Source organism: Actinosynnema sp. NPDC023587, from assembly GCF_040640215.1.
GTDB lineage: Bacteria > Actinomycetota > Actinomycetes > Mycobacteriales > Pseudonocardiaceae > Actinosynnema.
Window position 1 is genome coordinate 404,801 of sequence record NZ_JBFABG010000006.1, and the last position, 22,401, is coordinate 427,201.

The window sequence follows — 22,401 nt, forward strand, 5'->3', positions numbered from 1 at the left end:
CAATGTTCGCGCGAGCAGGACGACCGGACCGACGATGGGACTCGGATCACAGTGACCGAACAGCTCGGGGTGGAAACGGCCGAAGGTGTGTTCGACGCGATCGCGGCCGGCCCGGAGGACGGCCGTCCGGTGCTGTTCCTGCACGGCTTCCCGGAGGCGGCGACCGCCTGGGAGCACCAGGTGGCGGTGCTGGGGCGGGCCGGGTACCGGGCGGTGGCGTTCGACCAGCGCGGCTACTCCCCCGGCGTGCGGCCGGAGCGGGCGCTGGAGTACGGGCTGGAGTCGCTGGTCGGCGACGTGCTGGCGGTCGCGGACTCGCTCGGCTGGTCGCGGTTCGACCTGGTCGGGCACGACTGGGGCGCGACGGTGGCGTGGTGGACCGCCTACGAGCACGCGGACCGGTTGCGGACGTTGACCGCGGTGTCCACGCCGCACCCGCGTGCGCTGGCCGACGCGGTGCAGACCGACGAGGACCAGCACATGCGCTCGGCGTACCTGACCGAGTGGCGGCAGAGTTCCACCGAGCGGCGGATGCTGGCCGACGACGGCGCGGCGCTGCGGCGGATGTTCGAGTGGCAGGTCACGCCGTCGCGGATCGACGACTACCTCCGGCGGCTGGCCGAGCCGGGCGCGCTGACCGCCGCGCTGAACTGGTACCGCGCGGGCCGGCCGGGTGGGCGGATCGAGCACGTCTCGGTGCCGACGATGTACGTCTGGAGCACCGAAGACGTGGCGTTCGGGTCCACGGCGGCGTTCGACACGGCCAAGTGGGTGAGCGGGCCTTACCGCTTCGAGATGCTGGAGGACGTCTCGCACTGGGTGCCGGAGCAGGTGCCGGAGATCCTCACCGCGTTGCTCCTGGAGCACTTCCGATCGTGATTTTCTCATGATGGTTGAACCGTTCCCTCGGCGTGGCACGTGTTTGTCCGTATGACGGAGTTGACCTACTCGGAGCGCAGGGTCGCGACGCTCGCCGCGTGTGGCCACAGCAACCGGACTATCGCGATGCGGCTGCACATCACCGTGAGCACCGTGGAGCAGCACCTGACCAGGGTGTACCGCAAGCTGGCGGTGTCCAGCCGGAGCGAGCTGAAGGGACACCAGGCTTTAGTGTGACCTGATGCGGGTCGCCGGTGTGCTGCTCGCCGCGGGTGCCGGGCGCAGGTTCGGCGGTCCCAAGGCGCTGGTGTCGCGCGGTGGCGCGCTGTGGGTCGAGTCGGCTCTGTCCGTGCTGCGGGAGGGCGGCTGCGCGCCGGTGGTCGTGGTGCTGGGCGCAGCCGCCGCCGAGGTGTGCGCGCGGGCGGACCTCGACGGCTCCGTGGTCGTGGAGAACACCGCGTGGACGACGGGCATGGGCTCGTCGCTCCGGGCGGGTCTGGCGGCGCTGAACGCTTCGGCGGACGCCGTCGTCGTGCTGCCCGTGGACACGCCGGGCATGACGGCCGAGGTGGTCCGGCGGTTCGTGGACCTGGCTTCGCCCACGGCGTTGCTGCGGGCGTCTTACCGCGGTGCGCCGGGCCACCCGGTGCTGTTGGGCCGGGAGCACTGGGCGGCCGTTTCGGTTTCGGCGACCGGTGACGCCGGCGCACGGGACTACCTGCGCGCCCACGGTGCGGTGTCGGTGCCGTGCGAGGACCTGGCGGACGGCGCGGACGTGGACCGACCGGAGGATCTTCGCTGACCCGCGCGTGCGCGTGGATCAGGTGTGCCAGAGTCGGTGGCATGTCACGTCTCGGGGTGGGGCTTGTGCTGGTGGCGGCCATGACGGCGGCGGGGTGCGCGAAGCACGTCGACAGCGCGTCGGACGGCGGTGGCGTCCTGTCAGCGGTGCCCACGACGGCGGTGCACGCAACCGGGGCTCCTTCGACGGCGGCGACCTCCGTGCCGCCGAACGGGCCGTGCCAGGCCAGGTTCGACGTGGCGGAACCGGCGAAGGCCCCCGTAGCGCCGCCACCGACCGCGACGACGCGCGCGCTGCCCGGTGACATGCCGCCCAACCACGTGGACAACCGGTCGTGGCGGGTGCGCAAGGCACTTCAGCCGGATGTGCACGCGGCGACCCTCGCGGTGGCGGAGAAGGTGCGGCCGGGGCTCGGCGCGCTGTGTGACGCGGGGAACTTCGCCCCGGAGGCGACACGCGCGGTGTTCACCCAGGCGGGTCAGCCGAACGTGTGGTTGACCGGCATGAACGCCTCCTACGGCGTCACGCCTCCGCCGGGCGTGGCGTTCGTGCTCACCCTGGAGACCCCGCAGGGCAGCGGGTGCGTGACCGGCAGCCTGCGGTCCGGCCCGGAGGGCGGCCCCGCCCAGGTCACGGTGTCCGTGACCGGCGTGACGGGCGAGGGCACGTGCTACGAGCCGCCCTCGCACTGAGTCCGCCCCGGGGAAGGTGCGCGGGGTGCCCAGGCGTCAGACGAGACGTACCTCCACGCCGGCCTCGCGCAGCCGTGCCACCTCGTCCGCCGGCGCGTCCTCGTCGGTGACCAGCACGTCGACGTCCCGCGCCGGGCACACGCGGCCGAAGGCGGTGCGGCCGAACTTGGAGCTGTCCACGGCGACGACGACCCGCGCGGAGGCGTCGACGGCGGCCCGTTTCACCGCGACCTCGGCCAGGTCGTGGGCGAAGACGCCGTTGCCCGCGCTCAGGCCGCAGCACGCGAGGACCGCGGTGTCGAAGCGCATGATCTTGAACGCGTACTCGGTGAGCGGGCCGCCGAAGGCGAGTTCGCCGGGGCGGACGTCGCCGCCGGGCAGCACCAGCCGCACCTGCTCGGCGGCGCGCAGCACGTCGGCGGAGTGCAGCGACAGCGGCAGCACGGTCAGCCGGCGGTCGGCCAACCGGCGCGCGACCTCCAGCGTGGTGGTGCCGCCGTCGAGCACGACCGCCTCGCCGTCGTCGAGCAGTTCGGCGACGGCGAGGCCGATGCGGCGCTTGGCTTCCAGCCGTTGCCGGGAGCGGGCCGCGTACGGCGTCTCCTCGCCGGTCAGCACGCTCACCGCCGCGCCGCGCACCCGGCGCAGCAGGCCGTCGCGTTCGAGCACGTCGAGGTCGCGCCGCACGGTCATCTCGGACGCGCCCACGAGGTCGGCCAGCGTGCCGACGCCGACCCGGCGGCCCTGGCGCAGGCTCTGGAGGATCAGCTCGTGCCGCCTCGCGACATCCATGCTGTTCATCTGAACACGCGGCATGTTCGAACGTCAAACAACTGCTGGCGGCCCGACCGAGGATCGGGTAGGACTGGCGATCATCAGCTTGGTGTAGACCACCGGAGGGAAGACCGCATGACCGAGACCGTGCCCGGCTCCGACTACGGCGACGTCGTGCGGAACCACCTGACGAGGGTGGAGCAGCACAACGCCGCCGCGCTGGACGACGTCGCGGAACTCGTCCTGGCCAGCGTGCGGGCCGACGGGACGGTGCTCACGGCCGGCGCGGGCCACTCGCTGGCCGCCGTCGCCGAGACGTTCTACCGCGCGGGCGGACTGGCCTGCGTGCGGCCGATCTACCACCCCGAACTGCTGCCCATGCACGGCGCGGTGAGCAGCACGTCCGCCGAGCGCCGCTCCGGCCTGGCCGCCGAGGTGCTGCGCGACAGCGGCCTGGCCGCGCACGACGTGCTGTTCGTGTTCTCCACCTCGGGCGTCAACCCCTACCCGGTGGAGCTGGCCGTGCTCGCGGCCGACGCGGGCTGCCCGGTGGTCGCGGTGACCTCGCTCGCCGCCAGCGCCGCCGCGCCGCGCCGCGCGGGCACCACGCTCGCCGAGAACGCCACCGTGGTCCTGGACAACCTGGTCCCGCCCGGTGACGCCACCTACCCGGTGGAGAACCCGGTCATCGCGGCCGTGTCGACGGTGGCGACCGCGTTCCTGTGGAACCTGCTGCTGGTGCGCCTGCTGGACAAGGCCGCCGAGACCGACGTGGACCTGCCGCTGTGGCGCAGCGCGAACGTCGAGGGCGGCGACGCCGCGAACTCCGACCTGCTGCGCAAGTACCAGGCCCGGATTCCTCAGCTCGGCTGAGCAGTGCTGTTCACGGTTCCTCCACACGGTCTGGCTAGTCTGCGACCGCAGAGGGGGAAACATGAACAGGACGAGCAGAAGATGGATATTGGCCGGCGGGGGCGTGGCGGCGGTGGCCGCCGTCGTGGCGGGCGTGATCGTGTTGTCGCCCGAGGACAGCAGGTCCGCCACGACACTGCCCACCGTCAAGCCCCTGCCGGCACCGGTCGCGCAGCAGTTCGTCGCCGCGCTGATGGCCGGCAACGCGGCCCAGGCCGCTGCGGCGACCGACAGCACGGCGACCGCGCAGCCGGTGATCGAGAAGATGTTGCACGGCATGAAAGGCGCGGCCTACAGCGCGCGGCTCGGTGCGTCGCCGCCGGTCGGCGACGACGACAAGACCGCCGTGCTGGGTGCCGACGTGACCTGGACGCTGCCCGACAGCACGCCGCTGAAGTACGCGGTGTCGCTGGAACTGCGCCGCGCGGAGGACAGGTGGCAGGTGCACTGGACGCCCGCGCTGCTGCACCCGGACCTGGCGGAGGGGCAGGCTCTGGCGCACAGCACGACATCGGGGGAAGGCGCGCTGCTCGACCGCCACGGAACGCCCGTGCCGCCGGGTTTCGCGCCCGTGGTGATGTCGTCGGTGACCAAGGAGCTCGGTAGCGCCACCGGCGAGCCGGGGTGGCAGGTGGCCGTGGTCGACGCGGCGGGCGCACCGGTGGCCGTGCTGGCGGAGAAGAAGGCCAAGACCCGTCAACCGATGACGCTGACGTTGGACCCGCCCACCCAGAACGCCGCGCAGACCGCCGTGGACCAGGTCCCGCTGCCGGCCGTGATCGTCGCTCTGGCCCCGTCCAACGGCGAGATCCTGGCCGTGGCGCAGAACACCGCGGCGAGCTCCAGCGGGCCGATCTCGGTGCAGAACTACTACGAACCGGGCTCGACGTTCAAGATCGTGACAGCGGCGGCGGCGTTGACGTCGGGCACCGTCACCGCCACCACACCCGTGGAGTGCCCGGGGAAGAAGACCATCGGGCCGCGGCAGATCGTCAACGACGACCAGTTCGACCTCGGCACCGTGCCGGTGCACCGGGCGTTCGCGGCATCGTGCAACACCAGTTTCAGCCAGCTCGCCGCCGACCTCCCGGCGAACGCGCTGCCCCAGACCGCCGCGCTGTTCGGGCTGGGCGCGGACTACACGGTCGCGGGGCTGACCACGAACACCGGCAAGGTCCCACCGGCCGAGACGGTCACCCAGCGCGTCGAGGCGGGCATCGGCCAGGGCACCGTGCAGACCACGCCGTTCGGCATGGCGCTGGTGGCGGCGACCGTCGCCCGAGGCAGCACCCCGACGCCGCAGCTCATCCGGGAGATCCCGACCGAGGGCGGGCAGAGCCGGGCGCTGCCGGGCGGTGTGGTGTCGGCACTGCGCTCGATGATGGGCGAGGTCGTCACCGGCGGCACCGCGCGGGAACTCGCCGGGCTCGGAGGCGTGCGCGGCAAGACCGGGACGGCGCAGCACGGCGACGGCACCAGCTCGCACGGCTGGTTCGTCGGCTACCGGAACGACCTGGCGTTCGCGGTGCTCGTGGTGGACGCGGGTACCTCCAAGGTCGCGGTCGGCACCACCGCGTCCTTCCTCGGTGCGTTGTAGGGGCCTTCCGGCTCCGGCTTGACCGCGGCGGGTGTTTCGTCGAACTGGGTGCGGTACAGCTCGGCGTAACGCCCGGCCGCGGCGAGGAGCTCGACGTGCGTGCCGCGTTCCACGACCCGCCCGTCCTCCACGACCAGGATCTGGTCCGCCGAGCGGACCGTCGACAGCCGGTGCGCGATCACCAGCGCCGTCCGGCCCTCCAGCGCCTCCGCGAGCGCGGCCTGGACGGCGGCCTCGGACTCGGAGTCCAGGTGCGCGGTGGCCTCGTCCAGGATCACCACCCGGGGCTGGGCGATCAGCAGCCGCGCGATGGTCAGCCGCTGCCGTTCGCCGCCGGAGAGCCGGTAGCCCCGCTCCCCCACCACGGTGTCCAGGCCGTCGGGCAGGGCGTCGACCAGGTTCCGCAGCCGGGCGCGGCCCAGGGCGTCCCAGATCTCCCCGTCGGTGGCCTCGGGGCGCGGGTAGGTCAGGTTGGCCCGGATCGTGTCGTGGAAGAGGTGCCCGTCCTGGGTGACGACGCCGACCGCGCCGCGCACCGAGTCGAAGGACAGCTCGCGAACGTCCACCCCGGACAACGAGACGGTGCCCGAGTCCGCGTCGTAGAGGCGCGGGACCAGCGAGGCGATGGTCGACTTGCCCGCGCCGGACGAGCCGACGAGCGCGACCAGCGCACCGGGTTCCGCGCGGAAGCTGATGCCGTGCAGGACTTCTTCGCCCCCGCGCGTGTCGAGGGTGGCCACCGATTCGAGCGAGGCGAGCGACACCTTGTCGGCCGACGGGTAGCCGAACCGCACGTCGGCGAACTCCACGGCCACCGGGCCGTCCGGGAGCCGCCGGGGCCGGGGCGACTCGTCGATCATCGGCTTGAGGTCGAGCACCTCGAAGACCCGTTCGAAGGAGACCAGCGCGGTCATCACGTCGACGCGCGCGTTGGCGAGCGCGGTCAGCGGCGAGTACAGGCGGGTCAGCAGCAGGGCGAGCGAGACGACCGTGCCGGCGGCGAGGTGGCCGGTGATCGCGAGGTAGCCGCCGAGGCCGTAGACGAGGGCCTGGGCGAGCGCGGAGACCAGGGTCAGGCCGGTGAGGAACCAGCGGGTGGCCATCGCGGTGCGGACGCCGATGTCGCGCACGCGGGCGGCGCGGGCGTCGAACTCGGCGGCCTCGACGCGGGGCCGGCCGAACAGCTTCACCAGCGTCGCGCCGGGGGCGGAGAACCGCTCGGTCATCTGCGTGGTCATGCCCGCGTTGAGGGTGGACGCCTCGCGTTGCAGGTCGGCCATCCGGTCGCCCATGCGCCGGGCGGGCAGCACGAACACCGGGAGCAGGAGCAGCGCGAGAGCGGTGACCTGCCACGACAGGGTGAACATCACGCCGAGCGACAACCCGAGCTGGATCACGTTGGTGACGACGCCGGAGAGCGTCGAGGTGAAGGCCCGCTGGGCCCCGATCACGTCGTTGTTCAACCGGCTGACCAGCGCCCCGGTGCGGGTGCGGGTGAAGAACGCGACGGGCATCCGCTGGACGTGCTCGTACACCACGCGCCGGAGGTCGTAGATCAGCCCTTCGCCGATCCGCGTCGACTGCCACCGTTCGAGGAGTCCGAGCCCGGCGTCCACCACGGCGATCACCGCGATCACCACGGCCAGCCACACGACCACGGACACGTCCCGCCCACCGACGATCGCGTCCACCACCCGCCCGGCCAACAGCGGAGTGGTCACCGCGAGCACGGATGACACCACGGTGAGCAACAGGAAGACGATCAACTTGGCCCGGTGCGGCCGAGCGAACTTCACAATCCGGCGAAACGTCCCCTTCCGCACCCCGCTGGGCGCGTCGGACGCCGCCATCGCACTTCGCATCAAGCCCCGTGAACCGTCCACGTCAGACAGAACGCGAACGAGCTACGCGAACTTCCCCACTACGCCCAGGGCGAACCACCAGCCCCTCCCCCACCGGCCGACACCACAAACCCGCCGACCTCATAACCACCACCAGCCCCACGCAACCCACCCTCGGCAGACTCCTGCCACCTTCACCGCAGTCGCGCCCGGTCTCCCCGACCGCACTCGCACCCGGTCTCCCCTGCCACACTCGCGCCTGGTCTCCCCTGCCACACCCGCGCCCGGTCTGCCCGCACGCCGTCGCCCCACCCCCACTCACGGAGGTCGAGCCAGGTCAGGCCGAATTCGCGCCCGTGGCGAGCGCGGTCAGCTCGGCGAGCCGCCGCACCTGCGCGGCGCGTTCGGCGGCGAGCTGCTCCTCCTCGGACGCGCCGTCCGCAGCGTGCGCGAGCAGCGCCAGGGTCTCCCGCACCGCACCCGGCATCGGGCGCAGCACCTGGGCGACCAACTCGTCCACTGCCGCGTCCACGTCGTCGACGGGCACGACGGAGTTCGCGAGGCCGATCCGCAACGCCTCCTCGCCACCCACCCGACGCCCGGTCAGACAGATTTCGGCCGCGCGGGAATACCCGACCAGTCGAACCAGCGGCAACGTGCCGCCGAGGTCGGGCACCAGGCCGAGGGAGGTCTCGGCCATGCAGAAGCTCACGTCGTCGGCGGCCACGCGGAAGTCGCACGCCAACGCGAGCTGGAAGCCCGCGCCGATGGCGTGCCCGCGCACGGCGGCGATCGTGACCCGGCCGGGGTCGCGCAACCAGCGGAAACCCTCCTGGAAGCCCGCGATCAACGCGGCACCGCCGTCAGGTCCCCGCAGGGTGATCTCGGCCAAGCCGGGCTCGCCCTCGATCGGTGCGCCGCCGAACATGCGCCGGTCGAGCCCAGCGGAGAAGGCACGACCGGAGCCCCGGACGACCACAATGCGGACGTCCGGGTCCAACTGCGCGCCGATCGCCCGCAACGCCGTCCAAGTGGACGGCGTCTGTGCGTTGAGCACGTCGGGGCGGTCGAGCGTGACCGTCGCGCGCGGTCCGTCGACGACGAGCCGCACGCCACCGCGCTCCAGCAGGTCGGCGTCGATGGTGGTCGGTGCCGACATGCGTGAGACCTCCGGGTTCGGGACGGCGTCGTCTCTCCTCGACGCCCGATGTTACCGGAGGGTAGCTTACTTCTTCTTCGTGCGGGTGGCGCCACCGCGACCGCGTAGCTGCACACCGGACTCGCTGAGCACCCGGTGCACGAAGCCGTAGGAGCGCCCGGTGGACTCGGCCAACGCCCGGATGCTCGCGCCCTTTTCGTACTTCTTCTTCAGGTCAGCGGCCAGCTTGTCCCGCGTGGCGCCGGTGATCCGGGCACCCTTCTTCAGGTCAGCCACCTTGTCCCGCCTTCCGTAGACAGCAGGTCGGGCCGTGAAAGCCCCTGTCGTCGCAATGATCGAACACGAAGACCAAGAACGCCAGGCGATCATGCGAAAAGATCGGCGAGCGGTAGGTTGATCACTGTGGGTCGATCGGGCGTCACGGAGCGAAAACCCTTGGCTCAGGCCAACTGCACGAGCTCCAGGTACTCATCCGACCAGTGGTCCTCGGAACCGTCGGGCAGCAGGATCACCCGCTCGGGCTCCAACGCCTCCACCGCACCCGGATCGTGCGTGACCAGCACAACCGCGCCCTCGTAGCGGCGCAGCGCGTCGAGCACCTGCTCCCGGCTGGCCGGGTCGAGGTTGTTCGTCGGCTCGTCCAGCAGCAGCACGTTCGCCGCGCTCGACACCAATCCCGCAAGCGCCAATCGGGTCTTCTCGCCACCCGACAGGGTGCCTGCCGGCTGATCGAGCTGCTCACCGCTGAACAGGAACGTACCGAGCAACGACCGGAGCTGCTGCTCCTGCACGTCCGGCGCGGCGTGCCGGATGTTCTGCCAGACGGACGCCTCGTGGTCCAGCGTCTCGTGCTCCTGGGCGAAGTACCCGAGCTTCAGCCCGTGGCCGGCGAGGACCTCGCCCGCGTCGGGGCGCTCCATGGACCCGATCAGGCGAAGCAGGGTCGTCTTGCCCGCGCCGTTCAGCCCGAGGATGACGACCCGCGAGCCCCGGTCGATCGCCAGGTCGACCCCGGTGAACACTTCGAGGGAGCCGTACGACTTGCTCAGCCCCTCGGCGGTCAACGGCGTCCGACCGCACGTGGCGGGCTGCGGGAAGCGGATCTTCGCGACCTTGTCCGCCTGCCGCTCGTCCTCCAGGCCGGCCAGCAGCTTCTCGGCACGGCGCGCCATGTTCTGCGCGGCCACCGCCTTGGTCGCCTTCGCCCGCATCTTGTCGGCCTGCGCCATCAACGCGCCGGCCTTCTTCTCGGCGTTGGCCCGCTCCCGGCGGCGGCGCTTCTCATCGGAGGCGCGCGCCTCCAGGTACTTCTTCCAGCCCATGTTGTAGATGTCGACCTCGCCGCGCGTCGCGTCGAGGAACCACACCTTGTTGACCACGTCGTCGAGCAGCTCGACGTCGTGGCTGATGACGACCAGACCACCGTCGTGGGACTTCAGGAAGCCCCGCAGCCACGTGATCGAGTCGGCGTCGAGGTGGTTGGTCGGCTCGTCGATCAGCAGGATCGTGCTCGACTTCGCCCCGACCCCCGCCTCCGACGCGGCGAACAGGATGCGCGCGAGCTCCACCCGCCGACGCTGACCACCGGACAGCGTGCGCAACGGCTGCGCCAGCACCCGGTCGGCCAGGCCCAGGTTCGAGCAGATGCGGGCGGCCTCACTCTCGGCGGCGTACCCGCCGAGAGCGGAGAAGCGCTCCTCCAGGCGGCCGTACTTGCGCACGACTCCCTGGAGCTCCTCGTCGTCCACCAGCTCGGCCATCGCCGACTGGGCCTTCTCCATGTCGCGCAGGAGCTGGTCCAGCCCGCGCGCGGAGAGGACCCGGTCCTTCGCCACCACCGAGAGGTCCCCCTCGCGGGGGTCCTGGGGCAGGTAGCCGAGCTCTCCGGTGCGCCGGACCTCGCCCGCGTAGGGCTGCCCTTCGCCCGCGAGGACCCGCAGGGACGTGGTCTTGCCCGCGCCGTTGCGGCCGACGAGGCCGATCCGGTCGCCGGGCTGGACACGGAGGGTGGCGTCGGACAGCAGGATGCGCGAGCCGGCGCGCAACTCAAGGTCGGTTGCGGTGATCAACAGGAAGCTCCGGGTGAGTGGTCGGATGGGGTCGACGGCGCGCAGCGAGCGCCGGACCTACTCGATCAAGATGACCACGACACCAGTGTACGGGGTGTTCGCCACCGAATTAGCCACCTGTGTCCACCGGCATACATTGCGTAGATGACCACCGGCGAGCGGATGACCGCCGATGGAGTCCACGGCCAAGAGCGCGCTGGTCACCGGCGCGAGCCGACGCATCGGCTACGGCATCGCACGAGAACTGCGCGTTCGCGGCAACGCTGACAGGACCGAGGACCGGGAAGAAGCCGTCATCCGGACCGTCGACCTCGACGCCGTCCGGAGGATCTCGGACGTCAACGTCGTGGCCGCCCCCGGCTTCGCCAACCGGCATGGAAGGCGTCACTGGCCGAGCACGACGGCGCGTGGCCGGCATCGCCTCGTACCCGATGAAGCGACTCAGCACCTCGGAGGACGTCGCCCGCCTGGTCGCGTTCCTTGCCGCCGCAGGTAGCCATGGTTGCCTGCGGACGCTGTCCGGCTTTGCCCTCGCAGGCAGGTGGCCGCCGCCGAGCAGATCCAGCGCAGGTCCAGCGAGCGGCGAGCGCGGGGTGACCGGTTGCCCGCTCCAGCCCGGGTGCCCTTTCACGTCGCCCGTCGACCTTCGCCTGTTGCCTGTTACCCGGTACGCGAGCTCGTGGCTGGTAGCTCCGATCCGACCCCACCACACCCAACGCACCCCCGAGTCGGGTCACATCGCCAACCACTTCACCTCCGTAATGACGTGATCAGCTCGCTGCTGTCGTAGGTGTCAGGCCAGTTGTCGTCACCTCCGTGTTCTGGGGCGCTGAGTGGACAGGTCCGGCGATCGTCGGACCAGGTAAGGCGGTGGCGTTGGACGGACCGGCGGGGTTTCGGGTGGTAGCCGGCGGGAGGTTCGTGGCTGGGGGCTGAGGTGTGGCGGTAGGGGGCGGCCACCCGGGGCCGGTGGTTGGTCGGGCCCCCGTGGGCAGGTTTCCGGTCGGCGAGGACCCGCTGGAGTCGGGCGCGGTGGTGTGCGGCAGGTCGGTGGTCGGGACTCCTGGCGGCTGAACGGGCGAGGGTGCCGGGGTTGGCTGGTTGGGCGACGTCGTGTGGGTGGAGGTGCCGCGCGGGTTCGCCGGTTCCGTGGTGGAGGGGGGCAGTCCGGCCAGGGCGAAGCCGACTGCCACGACCAGGGCTGTGGTCCCCAGGGCACTGCCCGCCACGGCCACAGCCCTGCGGCGGCTTCTGATCTCCTGGCCATGGTGGATGACGTCCACGGCACCGAACGTGCGAGGCCGGCGCTCGATGTTCAGCTCGTCGAACAGCTCCTTGAGTTGCTCCTCAAGCACGGGGTGACACCTCCTGCCACAGCGGCCCGAACGCCGGCCCCAACTTCTGCCGCAACGCCTTGAGGCCACGACTGGTGTTGCTCTTCACGGTGCCGACCGAGCACTGCAACGCCGCTGCGGTCTCCTCCACCCCCAGGTCGTGCCAGTACCGCAGCACGAGCACCGCACGCTGCCGCGCCGGTACGGTCGACAAAGCCCGCCACACCACCAACTTGTCCTCGCTCAGCCCCGCGCCCACGGGGACCTCCGGGAGCACCTCGCTGAGCTTTTCCCGCCGCCAGCGCACCCTGCGGCGCTCGGCCAGGAACGTGCGGACCACGATTCGCCTGAGGTAGGCGTCCAAGCCCTCCCGCCGGACCAGCCCGGGCCCGGCCAGGTACAGCTTGAGGAACGCGGCCTGCACCACGTCTTCGGCCTCGTGGTGGTTGCCGCACAACAAATACGCCGTGAAGCGCATCGAGTCGGCGCACCGGTCGAAGTACTGGGTGAATTCCGCGTCCCAACTCACGCCGTCAGCGCCTCGTCGTGCTCGGCGCGGCCGTCGGCTGGGGGTAGCCGGTAGTCGGGTACGCGGTCGGCTCGGGCCACGCCGAGGTCGGATAGGCGGTCGTCGGATACGCGGTGATCGAGGGGTAGGGCCTGGGCGTCGGCGCGGGTGGTGTGGAGGGAACCGGGGTCGGGGCGGGGGTCGTCGGGATTCCGGTGGGTGGAGCGGGCGTGGTCGGGATCGGTGTGGTCGGGGGTGCCGTCGGTGGAGGGGCGGTGGGCAAGGAGGTCGGCGGGACCGGCCCCGGGGTGCCGGTGAGCTGCGGGGCCCCCGGACTGGTGGGTGTCGCCGTGGGCGGAGCGGCGGCAGGGGCGGGTGGGTGGTCACCTGAGGTACCGGCGAGGGCGGGCACGGCGGCGGCGATTCCGCCGAGGAGGACGGCTCCGGCGGCGATCGCAAGACGTTGGCGCATGGTTCGGCTCCCGAGTGCTGGTGGACCACCTCCTTGGTGACCCCCTCACCCATATCCATGCGCTGGGGAGGCTCGGGGGTTGTCATGGGTTTTCTCAGGTTGTCAGCGACCTCGTGACCTGTGTCAACTCGACGACCAACCGGTCGAACGGCAGCGCGCGGTCGACCAACCAGTGCTGGACCTGCTCGGCGGACAGGCCGGCCATCAGGACGTCCGCCGCGATGCCGGGGGCGGGGGCGTCGCACTCCTCCAGCAGGTATTCGCAGTGCCTGCGCCAGAACGCGTGCGCGCCGGTGCGGAAGCGGGCACCGGTGGTCGAGGTCTGGGACAGCAGCACGATGTCCAGCGAGTCGCGGAGGAACTCCAGGTAGGCGGTGGTGAAGGCGATCAACCGCTCGACCGGCGAGGCCCCGCCGCCCAGCGGCGGCGGACCGCTCAGGATGCCTTCCTGGAGTTCGGTCTCCAGGTGGTCCAGCAACGCCGTGGCCAGGCCCGACTTGTCGCCGAAGCGGCGGTAGAGGGTCCCCTTGCCGACCCCTGCGGTGGCGGCGACGTCGTCCATCGTCACGTTCTCCACCCCGCGCTCGGAGAACAGGTGGGCGGCTGCCGCCAGCACCTTCACCCGGTTGCGCGCCGCGTCTGCTCGGAGGGGCGGCGAGTACTCGATCGACAGGTTCCGGAAAGAAATGTCGATCGAGGTCTTTGACGAACCGGACTGCGGTCCGCTACTGTCGGCAGCCATGAAGCGGACTCTAGTCCGATTTGACGAGGAAGGGAATTTGTCATGGCGAAGCTGCTGCACGTGTCCGCCTCGCCGCGCGCCGAGGAGTCGGAGTCGCTGGCCATCGCCTCGGCGTTCGTCGAGGTCTACCGGGAGAGCCACCCCGACGACGAAGTCGAGCACTGGGACCTGTGGGACGGCACGTTGCCCGCGTTCGGCCCGTCCGCGACCGCCGCGAAGATGGCGGTGATCCGGGGTCGCGAACCGACCGGTGACGAGGTGGCCGCCTGGCGCGAGGTGGTCGCGGCGGTCGAGCGGTTCACCTCGGCGGACCGGCTGCTGTTCAGCGTGCCGATGTGGAATTCCGGGATTCCGTACGTGCTCAAGCAGTTCGTAGACGTCGTGTCACAGCCAGGGCTGGTGTTCGGCTTGGACGTCGAGACCGGTTACCTGCCGCTGCTGGCCGAGCAGGGCAAGCGGGCCGCAGTCGTCTACACCAGCTCCGTGTGGGGGCCGGGCGTCGCGCCGGGGTTCGGGTCGGACTTCCAGTCGACCTACTTCGACGACTGGTTGCGGTGGACGGGCATCACGGACGTGACCTCGATCCGCCATCACCCGACCTTGACCGGTGATGTCGAAGACTCGCGCCTGGCCGCGCTCGCCACCGCCCGGGAGGCCGCCAAGACCTTTTGACGAGTGGATGAGACGAGTGGATGAGCGGACGAGCGGCGGCAGGCGGCTGGTCCGGGGCGGAAGCAGCTCTCAGGGCGCGAAGGGGTGCGGGGTTCGCGAGCTGGGAGTACAAGGGGCGGCAGGAGCCGAGAACCGGACCGCGCCGAACGGGGCGGTGGGGTTACGGGCGGTGGGGGTTACGGGCGGTATTGGGGTGGCGGGTCCTCGGGCAGTGGGGCGAGGAGGTCGTCAGCACCCGGAAGGTCCTGAGGATTCATGTGGGGGTCGCGGACGATGATCTCCACGGCGCGGGCGCGCTCGGCGGCGTCGTCCAGGACCGAGCGGCGGGGTTCTGGGACGTTGAGCACTCGGGTGGAGGCTCGGGCGAAGAGGGCGGTGAGTCTCCGGTCGGTGCGGAGGGCGTCGAGGGCCTGTCGATCGCCGCCCAGGACTACGGCATCCAGTTCGTCCAGGCGCGGGACGAGGACTCTGACCGCGTCGTCGGCCGCAGCCTGGAGGGCGACCCGGGCCTGGCCCTCGCGACGGCGGGCGAAGCGTTGTTGGGACCAGCCGCCGGCCTTGTTGCGACCGTGGACTTGACGACTGTCGGTAGCCGACACGAGCACTGCACCGTCGAGAGCAATGCCGATGCTGTGGCCGCCGAGGCGGACGAGGAGGAGCCCGAGTCGGCGCGGCGCGGCGGCGTGGGCCAGTAGGGAGGTGATGTCGAGACCGTCAACCTCACCCGTGGGGGTGAATTCTTCAAAGGAAGTTGTCACCTCTGCGGTGGCTCCGTCGCGGGCAGTAACGACGACCTGAGCCGGGGTGGTGCGGGTGGTGGCGATGCCGTCGTGGCGGTCGGCGAAGCGGGCGAACCAGCCGGCCAGGCGCTCGGGCGCGACCTCGACCGCTCGACCTCCGCCCGCTGCCGATCGGATCTTGGTCATGGGTTTTCCGCCAAGGCGTCGGGTGTGGGGGGTGTCGGGGGGTGTATTAGCGCGGCGTGTGCTGGCTGGTGAGTGACCGGCATGCGCTGGGACGGCGTTGGACGCGGAGGCGTGGAGTGGCGCGGAGTGCCCGGGAGTGCAGTGGACGGGTGGGAGGTGGTCGGGCAGGAGGCGGTCGTGGTGGAGGGTGCGACACGGGAGACGACTTTGGTCAGTTCGGTCGAGAGCTGCTCGGGCGACCAGAGGCGGTAGTGGGTGAAGAGGGTGGTGGTTACCGCCTGGGTGGTCTCGCCTCGGACCGGCTGGGCGAACTCGGGTGTGCACGACTCGCGGCCTGTCGGCCGGCTCCGGCTCGCGGGCGTGACCTGGTGGTTTGGGCCATGACTGGAGAGCTTTGAGGGCGGGGCGACGGGGTGGAGTCGGCTGAGCTTGTCCAGTTCGGCGACCGCTGCCACGGGCAGGTTGCCGGGGCGCAAGGCCAGGCGGGTCGGGCGAGCTGGGCGGGCCGGAGGGGCTGGACGGGCTGGGTGGAGTGCCTGGGGTGGGGCGTCCCGGTGGGTGAGCCTGGGTGGTAGGTCGTCGGCGGCGTGGAGGACGTCGACTGGGTGTGGCAAGGGGTGGTGGACCACGTTGGGCAGGTTCACGATCTCCTGCGCGTTCGCGTCGAGCACCGCTGCGGCTACCTCGGTAGGCGGGTCCTGCGACGCGGGCACCAGGTCTCGGACGGCGGTGGTCACCGGGCCCACAGTAGGGCCGGACGATCACGCATCGCCATCCGATCGGAGCCGTCCGTGCGGGGGCCTCGGCCGGGTCCCGGACGGGCCGGGGCCATAACGGCATGCATATAACCCGAAGGCGACTACCTCAACCCTCGGAGCTCAGGCACAATATTACCGGCGGGTTTACAGATACCGAAGCTAGGGCAATCACCACTTGACAGAACGAGCGCCATCCCAGTGAACTCGTGACCCGTATGGCCCAACCATTGACTCCGCCTGGAAGGCACCAGCGCCCTGCGTTGGCGGGTAGGGTCACTGGGGCGTGATCTAATGACAGCGGGGAGTCACAATGACCAACGCTGCCGGTCGACCCAACCTGTCCGTCGACGAACTCGACTCGACGGGACACGGCAGTCTTGCGCAGCTCTTGACCACGGGTCCTTTCCCGGAGGCGTTGAGGGCAGCTATCAAAGCCAGCAGGTTGAGTCTCGACCGCATCCAGCACAGGCTCGCCCTGCGCGGGGTCACGATCAGTGTCGCGACGCTGAGCTACTGGCAGTCCGGCCGACGTCGACCCGAGCGTCCCGAGTCGCTTGAAGCACTGCGCCATCTGGAGACCGTGCTCGGCGTGCCGCAGGCGGGTTTGTCCGCACTGCTCGGCCCGCCGAGGCCGCGTGGCAGGCGGTCACGCCCGACGACGATGATGCCGATCGACGCGTTGTGGGCGCGTCGCGAGCGAGTCGCCAACCTGCTCACCAAGGTGGACACGTCCTCGGACGTGAAGCTCGGCCGGATCAGCCAGCACGACCGCATCGAGATCGCCGCCGACGGCGGTCAGCGGTCGGCCTGGGTGCGGCAGATCCTGCGCGCCGAGCAGGACGGCCCGGACCGCTGGGCGCTGGTGTTCGAGACCGAGGAGTCCGAGGTGCTCCCGCAGGTGGTCAACCTGCGGAACTGCCACCTGGGCCGAGTCGTCGAGGACACCGACGCCACGATCATGGCGGCTGAGCTGATGTTCGATCGTCCCCTCGCCAGGGGCGAGACGATCATCATGGAGTACGAGCTCCTCTTCAAGGAGGGGCACTACCCGGCGGGCAACAACACGTTCGCCCGCAAGTTCCGGCTTCCGGTCCGGGAGTACGTGATCGAGGTCCGGTTCGACCAGTCGTACCTGCCGTCGCGCTGCCAGCAGTTCAGCGTGCCAGCCGGCGACGACACGCCTTCGCGGCGGCGCAACCTGGCGTTGGACAACGCCGGTGGTGTGCACGCGGTGGCGCTCGGGTTCGGGCCTGGCGTGTTCGGCATCCGGTGGGAGTGGCCGAAGTAGGTTTCGCCCCCACGACTTCGGTCGAGACGGGGTGGCGGGTACAGGATGACGGCCCTCGGGACTTCGGTCCCGGGGGCCGTTGCCATGGTCGGTGAAGGTAATTGGTTGGAGTAGTTGGCTGGAGCTGCTGGTCCGGTCGTCGGACCGGACCGCGAAGGCCGGTCCCCCGGCGAGGGGGACCGGCCTTCGGGTCAGGCTGTTGGTTGTGGCGCAACGGCTTCAGGTCGAGGTCCGGGCGGGGCCGAATCGTCTTGGCCCGCCCGGACCGGTGGCCTACACGTAGCCGTTGAGGTGTAGCGCCACCGTGCGGATCGAGCCCCGGTCGGAGGCCGCGTTGTCGGTGACCTTGAACGTCCAGGTGCCGTCGACCGAATCGGCGAGCAGGGCGTTCAGCGAACCGTTGCCCCGCCACGAGCCGGTGAACGGCGCGTTGCTCGACGTCACGGTCGAGAAGGCGCGGGCCGCCGAGTCGTCGAACACGACCTGGCACAGATTCGCCCCGGTGCCGCCGCTGCGCTGGAACAGCGTCGCCGTCGCGCCCGAGGGCGAGGTCAGCGTGCCGACCAGGTCACCGACGAACGTGTGGTCGATGCCGACCGTGGTCGCACCATCGGCCGACGAGCAGGTGTCGCCGTCGATCGAGAACGAGATCTTCGAGCCGCGACCGACCCCGGTGACCGGGATCTGCACCGTCACGCCGACCGCGTCGTTGTCCGGGATGGCCAGGACCGGCCCGCTGTAGGCGAAGTGCTTGGTCTCGCGGGACGGCTCACCGACGTTGAGCTGGAACGTGCTCGTGCTCGGCGAGGTCGACCCGGCGTAGGTCACCTTGGCGTCGAGCCGCAGCGGCACGCCGACCGCAGCGGACGCCGGGACGGTGACCTTGAACGTGTTGGTCACGGTCTGGCCGACCTCGACGTTGCCGTAGTACTTCGACCTCGGCGCGATGGTCACGCCCGCCGTGGGCGTGGTCAGCACGAGGCTGGTCGACGCCGCGATGCCGTCACCGGTGTTGGCGACCGGCACGGTGATCGTGGCGGTCGTGCCCGGCTTGAGGTACTGACTGCCGTCCGCGTCGTTCACCACGGAGGGCTTCTGCGCACGCGCCAACGGCTGCGGTGACGCACCCGTGTACGCCAGTACCAGGTCAGCGCGCACCAAGCCCGCACCGGTCCGGTTGTCCGTGCCGGACTCAGCGATGTCCAGCGCGGTCGTGGTCAGCGCCTCGCGCACCTCGGCCGGGGCGAGGCCGGGGTTGCCGGACAGGACCAGGCCGGCGATGGCCGCTGCGTTCGGCGCGGACGCCGACGTCCCGAAGAACGGGTTGAAGCCGGCCAGCGTGGTCTGCACACCGTCGGCCGCGGTGAGGTCGGGCTTCTGCCGGACCTCGGCGCGCGGGGTGCCGTCGGGCGCGAAGAACACCCGGCGCGGACCGTCGGAGGTGAACCGCTCGGGCTTCTGCGTGCTGTCGAAGGCGTTCGGGTACGGCCCGCGCGGGTTCGCCGGGTCGCCGGGCTCCAGGTCGAACGGCAGCGGGTTGTTCGCCGGGGCCGCCGCCACGGAGATGGCACCCTTGGCCGCCGAGTGGCCTCGGGTCACGCCGGGCGTCGCGAACTTCTTCAGCCCGTCGGACGAGTCCTTGAACCGGCCGCCGAGTGCGGACAGCGCGAGGTACTTGTTCTCACCGCGGAACTTCACCACGGCCAGGCGCAGGCCGGAGGCGGTCCCGCTGGTCGGCGTCTGCACCCGCTCGTACGGGTCCTGGCCGCCGTCCTGGTTGTTCTGGCTGAACGCCACCACGTTGCCCTGGCCGTTGGCCACGTACAGGTCGTAGTCGTTGGCCGACGAGCCCAGCGGGTCGGACCAGAACAGGGTCACCGGCACGTTGCCGGAGCTCTCCGAGAGCGGGTTGAACACCTGCTTGGCGTTCGGGTCGGGGTTGAAGTCGTGGGCGGTGCCCGCGTACTTGCCGATGCCCACGCCGGAGTCGACGAAGTCGCCTTCCCAGTGCCCGGACGTGCCGTCGGCGACGTTGCCGTCGTTGCCGGCGGAGGAGAAGTAGACCGCGCCGTCAGCGGTGACCGCGTCCACGGCCTGGGCGATCACGCCGTCCTGGAACGGGGACTCGTTGAAGTACAGGATGTCGTCGACGATCACGTCGCAGCCGAGCCGGGACCGCAGGGCTCGGATGTTGTCGGCGAAGCTCGCGTCACCGTTGATCGCGGTCGCGAAGCCGAGCTCGGCGTTGGGCGCGATGTCGTGGAGGATCTCCAGCATCGCGGTGCCCTCGTCACCGGAACCCTCCTGGCCGGTCAGGACGTCCACGGCGGGCAGTTCGCCGGCTGCCTGCGACGCGGCCAGCGCGCTGACACCGTCGGACAAGGCGCACAGCTTCACACCGGTGCCGGTGACCCGGTGGGTCTGCCGGGCGGTGTCGGCGGCGTGGGCCCGGTCGCCTTCGCCGATCTTCACGGCGGCGATCTTGGGCGAGTCGAGCGCCGCGCGGGTGCGGGCCTCGACCTCCTTGGCCTTGTCCTCCTTGGACGGGGCCTTCGCGTCCCGGGCGGTGCGGTCCCGCTGGTGGTACGTCTGGTACTCGACAGCCGTCTCCACCCGGCGGACGTCACCGCGCGCGGCGAGCCGGTTCAGCGCCCACAGCGGGATCTGGGCGCGCACGGTCTTGCCCTCGGTGGACACCGAGCGGATGGTGGAACCCGCGCTGCGGATCGCGGCGACCAGCTCGTCGGTGACCTCGTGGGCGCGGATGTCCACCAGCACGGTGTTTCCGCTGTGGACCTTCACCCCGGTCTGGAGCGCGGGGAGCTTGCTCAACGTCGCGGAGTTGGACCGACGGCGCTGTTCCACGATCAGCGCGCTGTCCACTTTGGACTCGGCGGGGGTGACGGACCTCTTGATGTCCTGGAGCGCGGAGATCTGGGCGGCGGTCTTGTCCTCCGGGCTCTTGGCCGCGCGGGTCGGATCGGCGGAGACCGGCGTGACCGCGCCGAGCAGCGTGATGAGGACCGCCGCGCCGGCTGTGATCAGGGAGTTTCTTCGGGATCGGCGGATCGGTGAGCGCACTGGCGTCCCCCAACGTCAAGCGTGCCCCCGACGCACGCAGCCAACGGTCGGATGTCTCCGACCAAGGGCTCACAACGTATTGTGCGCGGACAAGTACCGTCTGCCACCGTTTGGACTACTTCCCGAACGGCGAGAACCATCACAGTTCACAGTACGAAGGCGTCTGTCCAAAGCTGTCCCGTTCGCCCGGACAGGGCGTCGAGCAGCGCCGAAGCCTGGTTGTCGGTCAGCGAGGCGACGAAGTCGACCACCGCCCGGCCTCGGGCGAGTGCCCGAACGGCGTCCGGTCCGGACGGTGCATCCCCCGTTGCGCCGACCAGCGACGCGGGGTCCACGCGAGCCAGTTCGGTGTACTCGGTGGTGGCGAGCTCGACCAGGTCGTGCAGCCGGCGCGGCAGCCGGTCGGCCTCGTGCCGGTCGGTCACCCACTGCTCCAGCGCCTCGACCAGCGCGGTCAGCAGCCGGGCCTGGCCACGCTGGTGCAACGCGAGGTCCGGGCGCAGCAGCACGAACCTGCGGTGCACGAACTTCAGCACCTGCACCTCGTGCCACTGCTGGACGGCGAGCACCACGTGCCCGGTCCTGGTGGTGGGTTCGTCGAGCACGCCGACCGAGTCCACCAGCCGCCGCGTCCAGCGGGCGGAGAACGTCGCGACGGCCTGCTCCGCTTCCACCGACCCGTCGAACGGCACCGCCAGCAGGCCGCCCACCAGCTCGGTCCGCACCATCTCCACGGCGTGCGCGAACGCGTCGTCGTCCACCGCCCACGAGTCCTTCGCGTGCAGCCTGCGACGCAGGGCCTCCAGCGAACGGCCTGGGCGGCGTTCCTGCTCGGCCAAGTCGGTGGCGCTGAGACCGGCGAGCTCGAGGGCGTGGTCCAGCCACGTGTTCAGCTCGGCGGATACCGTCGCGTGCTGCAACACCCCGACGCGGTGGAAGTCCTCCAGGTCGTGGATGGCGTACGCGATGTCGTCTGCGGTGTCCATCACCGACGCTTCCACCGTCTGCTGCCACGGCTCCAGCCGGTCCGCGTAGAACTCGCGCGCCTGGGCGAGATCGTCGAGCTCGGTCACGTAGGCCGAGAACTTCGCCGTTCCCGTACCCGGCGCGTCCGGGGGTTCGGCCGCGCCGCGCGGCGGGATCGGGAGGTCTTTGGGGTGCGGCTTCGGATAGGACAGTCGGGTCCACGGGTACTTGAGCATCGCGGCCCGCACCGCGACCGTCAGGTCGAGCCCGACCGCAGCGGGGCCGCGCACGTCGGTGGTGGTGACGATGCGGAACGACTGGGCGTTGCCCTCGAACCCGTCGGACAGCCCGAACCGGTGGCGGGCTAGGCGGTCGAGCACCTGCTCCCCGAGGTGCCCGAACGGCGGGTGCCCCAGGTCGTGGGCCAGAGCAGCCGCTTCGACGACGTCCGGGTCGCAACCGCCGAGCTTGTCGAGCAGACCGACGAGTTCCGGTCGCGCGGCGAGGCGCTCGGCGATGGCCCGCGCGGCCTGCGCGACCTTCAGGCTGTGGGTGAGCCGGTTGTGCACCAGCAGACCCGAGCCCGTCGAGCTCACCACCTGGGTCACGCCTCCGAGGCGGGCGAAGAACGGGGAGCTCGCCACCCGGTCCCGGTCCACGCGGAACGGACTGGTCGCCAGGTCGGAGGAGAGCGGGATCGAGGCGTCCATGCCCGACCTGCGGAGCGTTCTGGGGTCGACGTGCTCGCGGTGCATGGCAAGAAAGTAGTCCGTGTGGCCGCCGCCGGCACCACCGGGAACGCACAAAGCCTTCAGGGGCACCCGGATGACCGGGTGCCCCTGAAGGAACGAAATGTTCGGCGGCGTCCTACTCTCCCACACCCTCACGAGTGCAGTACCATCGGCGCTGGAAGGCTTAACTACCGGGTT

18 protein-coding genes are annotated in these 22,401 nt (G+C 70.9%); 8 read left to right on the plus strand and 10 right to left on the minus strand.

Going from position 1 to position 22,401, the window contains the following annotated elements; genetic code table 11:
• Positions 1-51: 51 nt before the first annotated feature.
• The 4 genes from AB0G01_RS19665 to AB0G01_RS19680 are packed head-to-tail and all read left to right on the plus strand — an operon-like array spanning position 52 to position 2,373.
• A complete protein-coding gene (locus tag AB0G01_RS19665; protein WP_360947350.1) occupies positions 52-879 on the plus strand; it encodes an alpha/beta hydrolase in 828 nt (275 codons plus the stop codon).
• Positions 880-930: 51 nt separating this feature from the next.
• Entirely contained in the window at positions 931-1,116 is a 186-nt protein-coding gene (locus AB0G01_RS19670) for a helix-turn-helix transcriptional regulator (RefSeq protein ID WP_360947352.1), read from the plus strand.
• Between the two features lie 4 nt (positions 1,117-1,120).
• On the plus strand, positions 1,121-1,681 hold the full coding sequence (locus tag AB0G01_RS19675; RefSeq protein WP_360947354.1) for a nucleotidyltransferase family protein: 561 nt from the start codon (positions 1,121-1,123) through the stop codon (positions 1,679-1,681).
• Between the two features lie 41 nt (positions 1,682-1,722).
• Positions 1,723-2,373, plus strand: coding sequence for a hypothetical protein (locus AB0G01_RS19680; protein WP_360947356.1), 651 nt, complete (start codon positions 1,723-1,725; stop codon positions 2,371-2,373).
• A gap of 36 nt (positions 2,374-2,409) precedes the next feature.
• Here the strand turns inward: AB0G01_RS19680 and AB0G01_RS19685 are convergent, their stop codons facing one another.
• Entirely contained in the window at positions 2,410-3,174 is a 765-nt protein-coding gene (locus AB0G01_RS19685; protein WP_360947358.1) for a DeoR/GlpR family DNA-binding transcription regulator, read from the minus strand.
• A 108-nt stretch (positions 3,175-3,282) separates the two neighbouring features.
• Between AB0G01_RS19685 and AB0G01_RS19690 the strand changes: the two genes are divergently transcribed.
• Entirely contained in the window at positions 3,283-4,020 is a 738-nt protein-coding gene (locus AB0G01_RS19690; RefSeq protein ID WP_360947360.1) for an SIS domain-containing protein, read from the plus strand.
• A 112-nt stretch (positions 4,021-4,132) separates the two neighbouring features.
• Positions 4,133-5,656: a penicillin-binding transpeptidase domain-containing protein gene (locus tag AB0G01_RS19695; protein WP_360947362.1), complete on the plus strand. Its 1,524-nt coding sequence runs from the start codon at positions 4,133-4,135 to the stop codon at positions 5,654-5,656.
• On the opposite strand, the gene AB0G01_RS19700 is transcribed toward AB0G01_RS19695, so the two are convergent.
• The 6 genes from AB0G01_RS19700 to AB0G01_RS19725 all read right to left on the minus strand — a co-directional run bounded on the left by AB0G01_RS19700 (position 5,560) and on the right by AB0G01_RS19725 (position 13,781).
• Positions 5,560-7,539, minus strand: a complete 1,980-nt coding sequence (locus AB0G01_RS19700; protein WP_360947364.1) for an ABC transporter ATP-binding protein — start codon at positions 7,537-7,539, stop codon at positions 5,560-5,562. The two genes, AB0G01_RS19695 and AB0G01_RS19700, sit on opposite strands and share 97 nt — an antisense overlap.
• A gap of 295 nt (positions 7,540-7,834) precedes the next feature.
• Positions 7,835-8,656 carry an enoyl-CoA hydratase/isomerase family protein gene (locus tag AB0G01_RS19705; protein ID WP_360947366.1) on the minus strand — a complete coding sequence of 274 codons (822 nt, stop codon included), beginning with the start codon at positions 8,654-8,656 and terminating at the stop codon, positions 7,835-7,837.
• A gap of 66 nt (positions 8,657-8,722) precedes the next feature.
• On the minus strand, positions 8,723-9,025 hold the full coding sequence (locus tag AB0G01_RS19710) for a helix-turn-helix domain-containing protein (protein ID WP_257902492.1): 303 nt from the start codon (positions 9,023-9,025) through the stop codon (positions 8,723-8,725).
• Between the two features lie 71 nt (positions 9,026-9,096).
• Complete coding sequence (locus AB0G01_RS19715; protein ID WP_360947368.1) at positions 9,097-10,725, minus strand: ABC-F family ATP-binding cassette domain-containing protein; 1,629 nt, start codon at positions 10,723-10,725, stop codon at positions 9,097-9,099.
• 1,347 nt (positions 10,726-12,072) lie between these two features.
• Positions 12,073-12,588: a SigE family RNA polymerase sigma factor gene (locus AB0G01_RS19720; RefSeq protein ID WP_360947370.1), complete on the minus strand. Its 516-nt coding sequence runs from the start codon at positions 12,586-12,588 to the stop codon at positions 12,073-12,075.
• A gap of 545 nt (positions 12,589-13,133) precedes the next feature.
• A complete protein-coding gene (locus tag AB0G01_RS19725; RefSeq protein ID WP_360947372.1) occupies positions 13,134-13,781 on the minus strand; it encodes a TetR/AcrR family transcriptional regulator in 648 nt (215 codons plus the stop codon).
• Between the two features lie 42 nt (positions 13,782-13,823).
• Here AB0G01_RS19725 and AB0G01_RS19730 point away from each other — a divergent pair, with 42 nt between their 5' ends.
• On the plus strand, positions 13,824-14,453 hold the full coding sequence (locus AB0G01_RS19730; RefSeq protein ID WP_360947374.1) for an NAD(P)H-dependent oxidoreductase: 630 nt from the start codon (positions 13,824-13,826) through the stop codon (positions 14,451-14,453).
• 176 nt (positions 14,454-14,629) lie between these two features.
• Here the strand turns inward: AB0G01_RS19730 and AB0G01_RS19735 are convergent, their stop codons facing one another.
• A complete protein-coding gene (locus tag AB0G01_RS19735) occupies positions 14,630-15,379 on the minus strand; it encodes an acVLRF1 family peptidyl-tRNA hydrolase (protein WP_360947376.1) in 750 nt (249 codons plus the stop codon).
• A gap of 1,200 nt (positions 15,380-16,579) precedes the next feature.
• Between AB0G01_RS19735 and AB0G01_RS19740 the strand changes: the two genes are divergently transcribed.
• Complete coding sequence (locus tag AB0G01_RS19740) at positions 16,580-17,425, plus strand: hypothetical protein (protein WP_360947378.1); 846 nt, start codon at positions 16,580-16,582, stop codon at positions 17,423-17,425.
• A 273-nt stretch (positions 17,426-17,698) separates the two neighbouring features.
• Here AB0G01_RS19740 and AB0G01_RS19745 read toward each other — a convergent pair whose 3' ends face one another.
• The gene (locus tag AB0G01_RS19745) at positions 17,699-20,506 is read right to left on the minus strand and encodes a S8 family serine peptidase (protein WP_360947380.1); all 2,808 of its coding nucleotides are present in this window, start codon (positions 20,504-20,506) and stop codon (positions 17,699-17,701) included.
• A 146-nt stretch (positions 20,507-20,652) separates the two neighbouring features.
• Entirely contained in the window at positions 20,653-22,227 is a 1,575-nt protein-coding gene (gene dgt / locus AB0G01_RS19750) for a dGTP triphosphohydrolase (protein WP_360947382.1), read from the minus strand.
• Positions 22,228-22,401 lie beyond the last annotated feature (174 nt).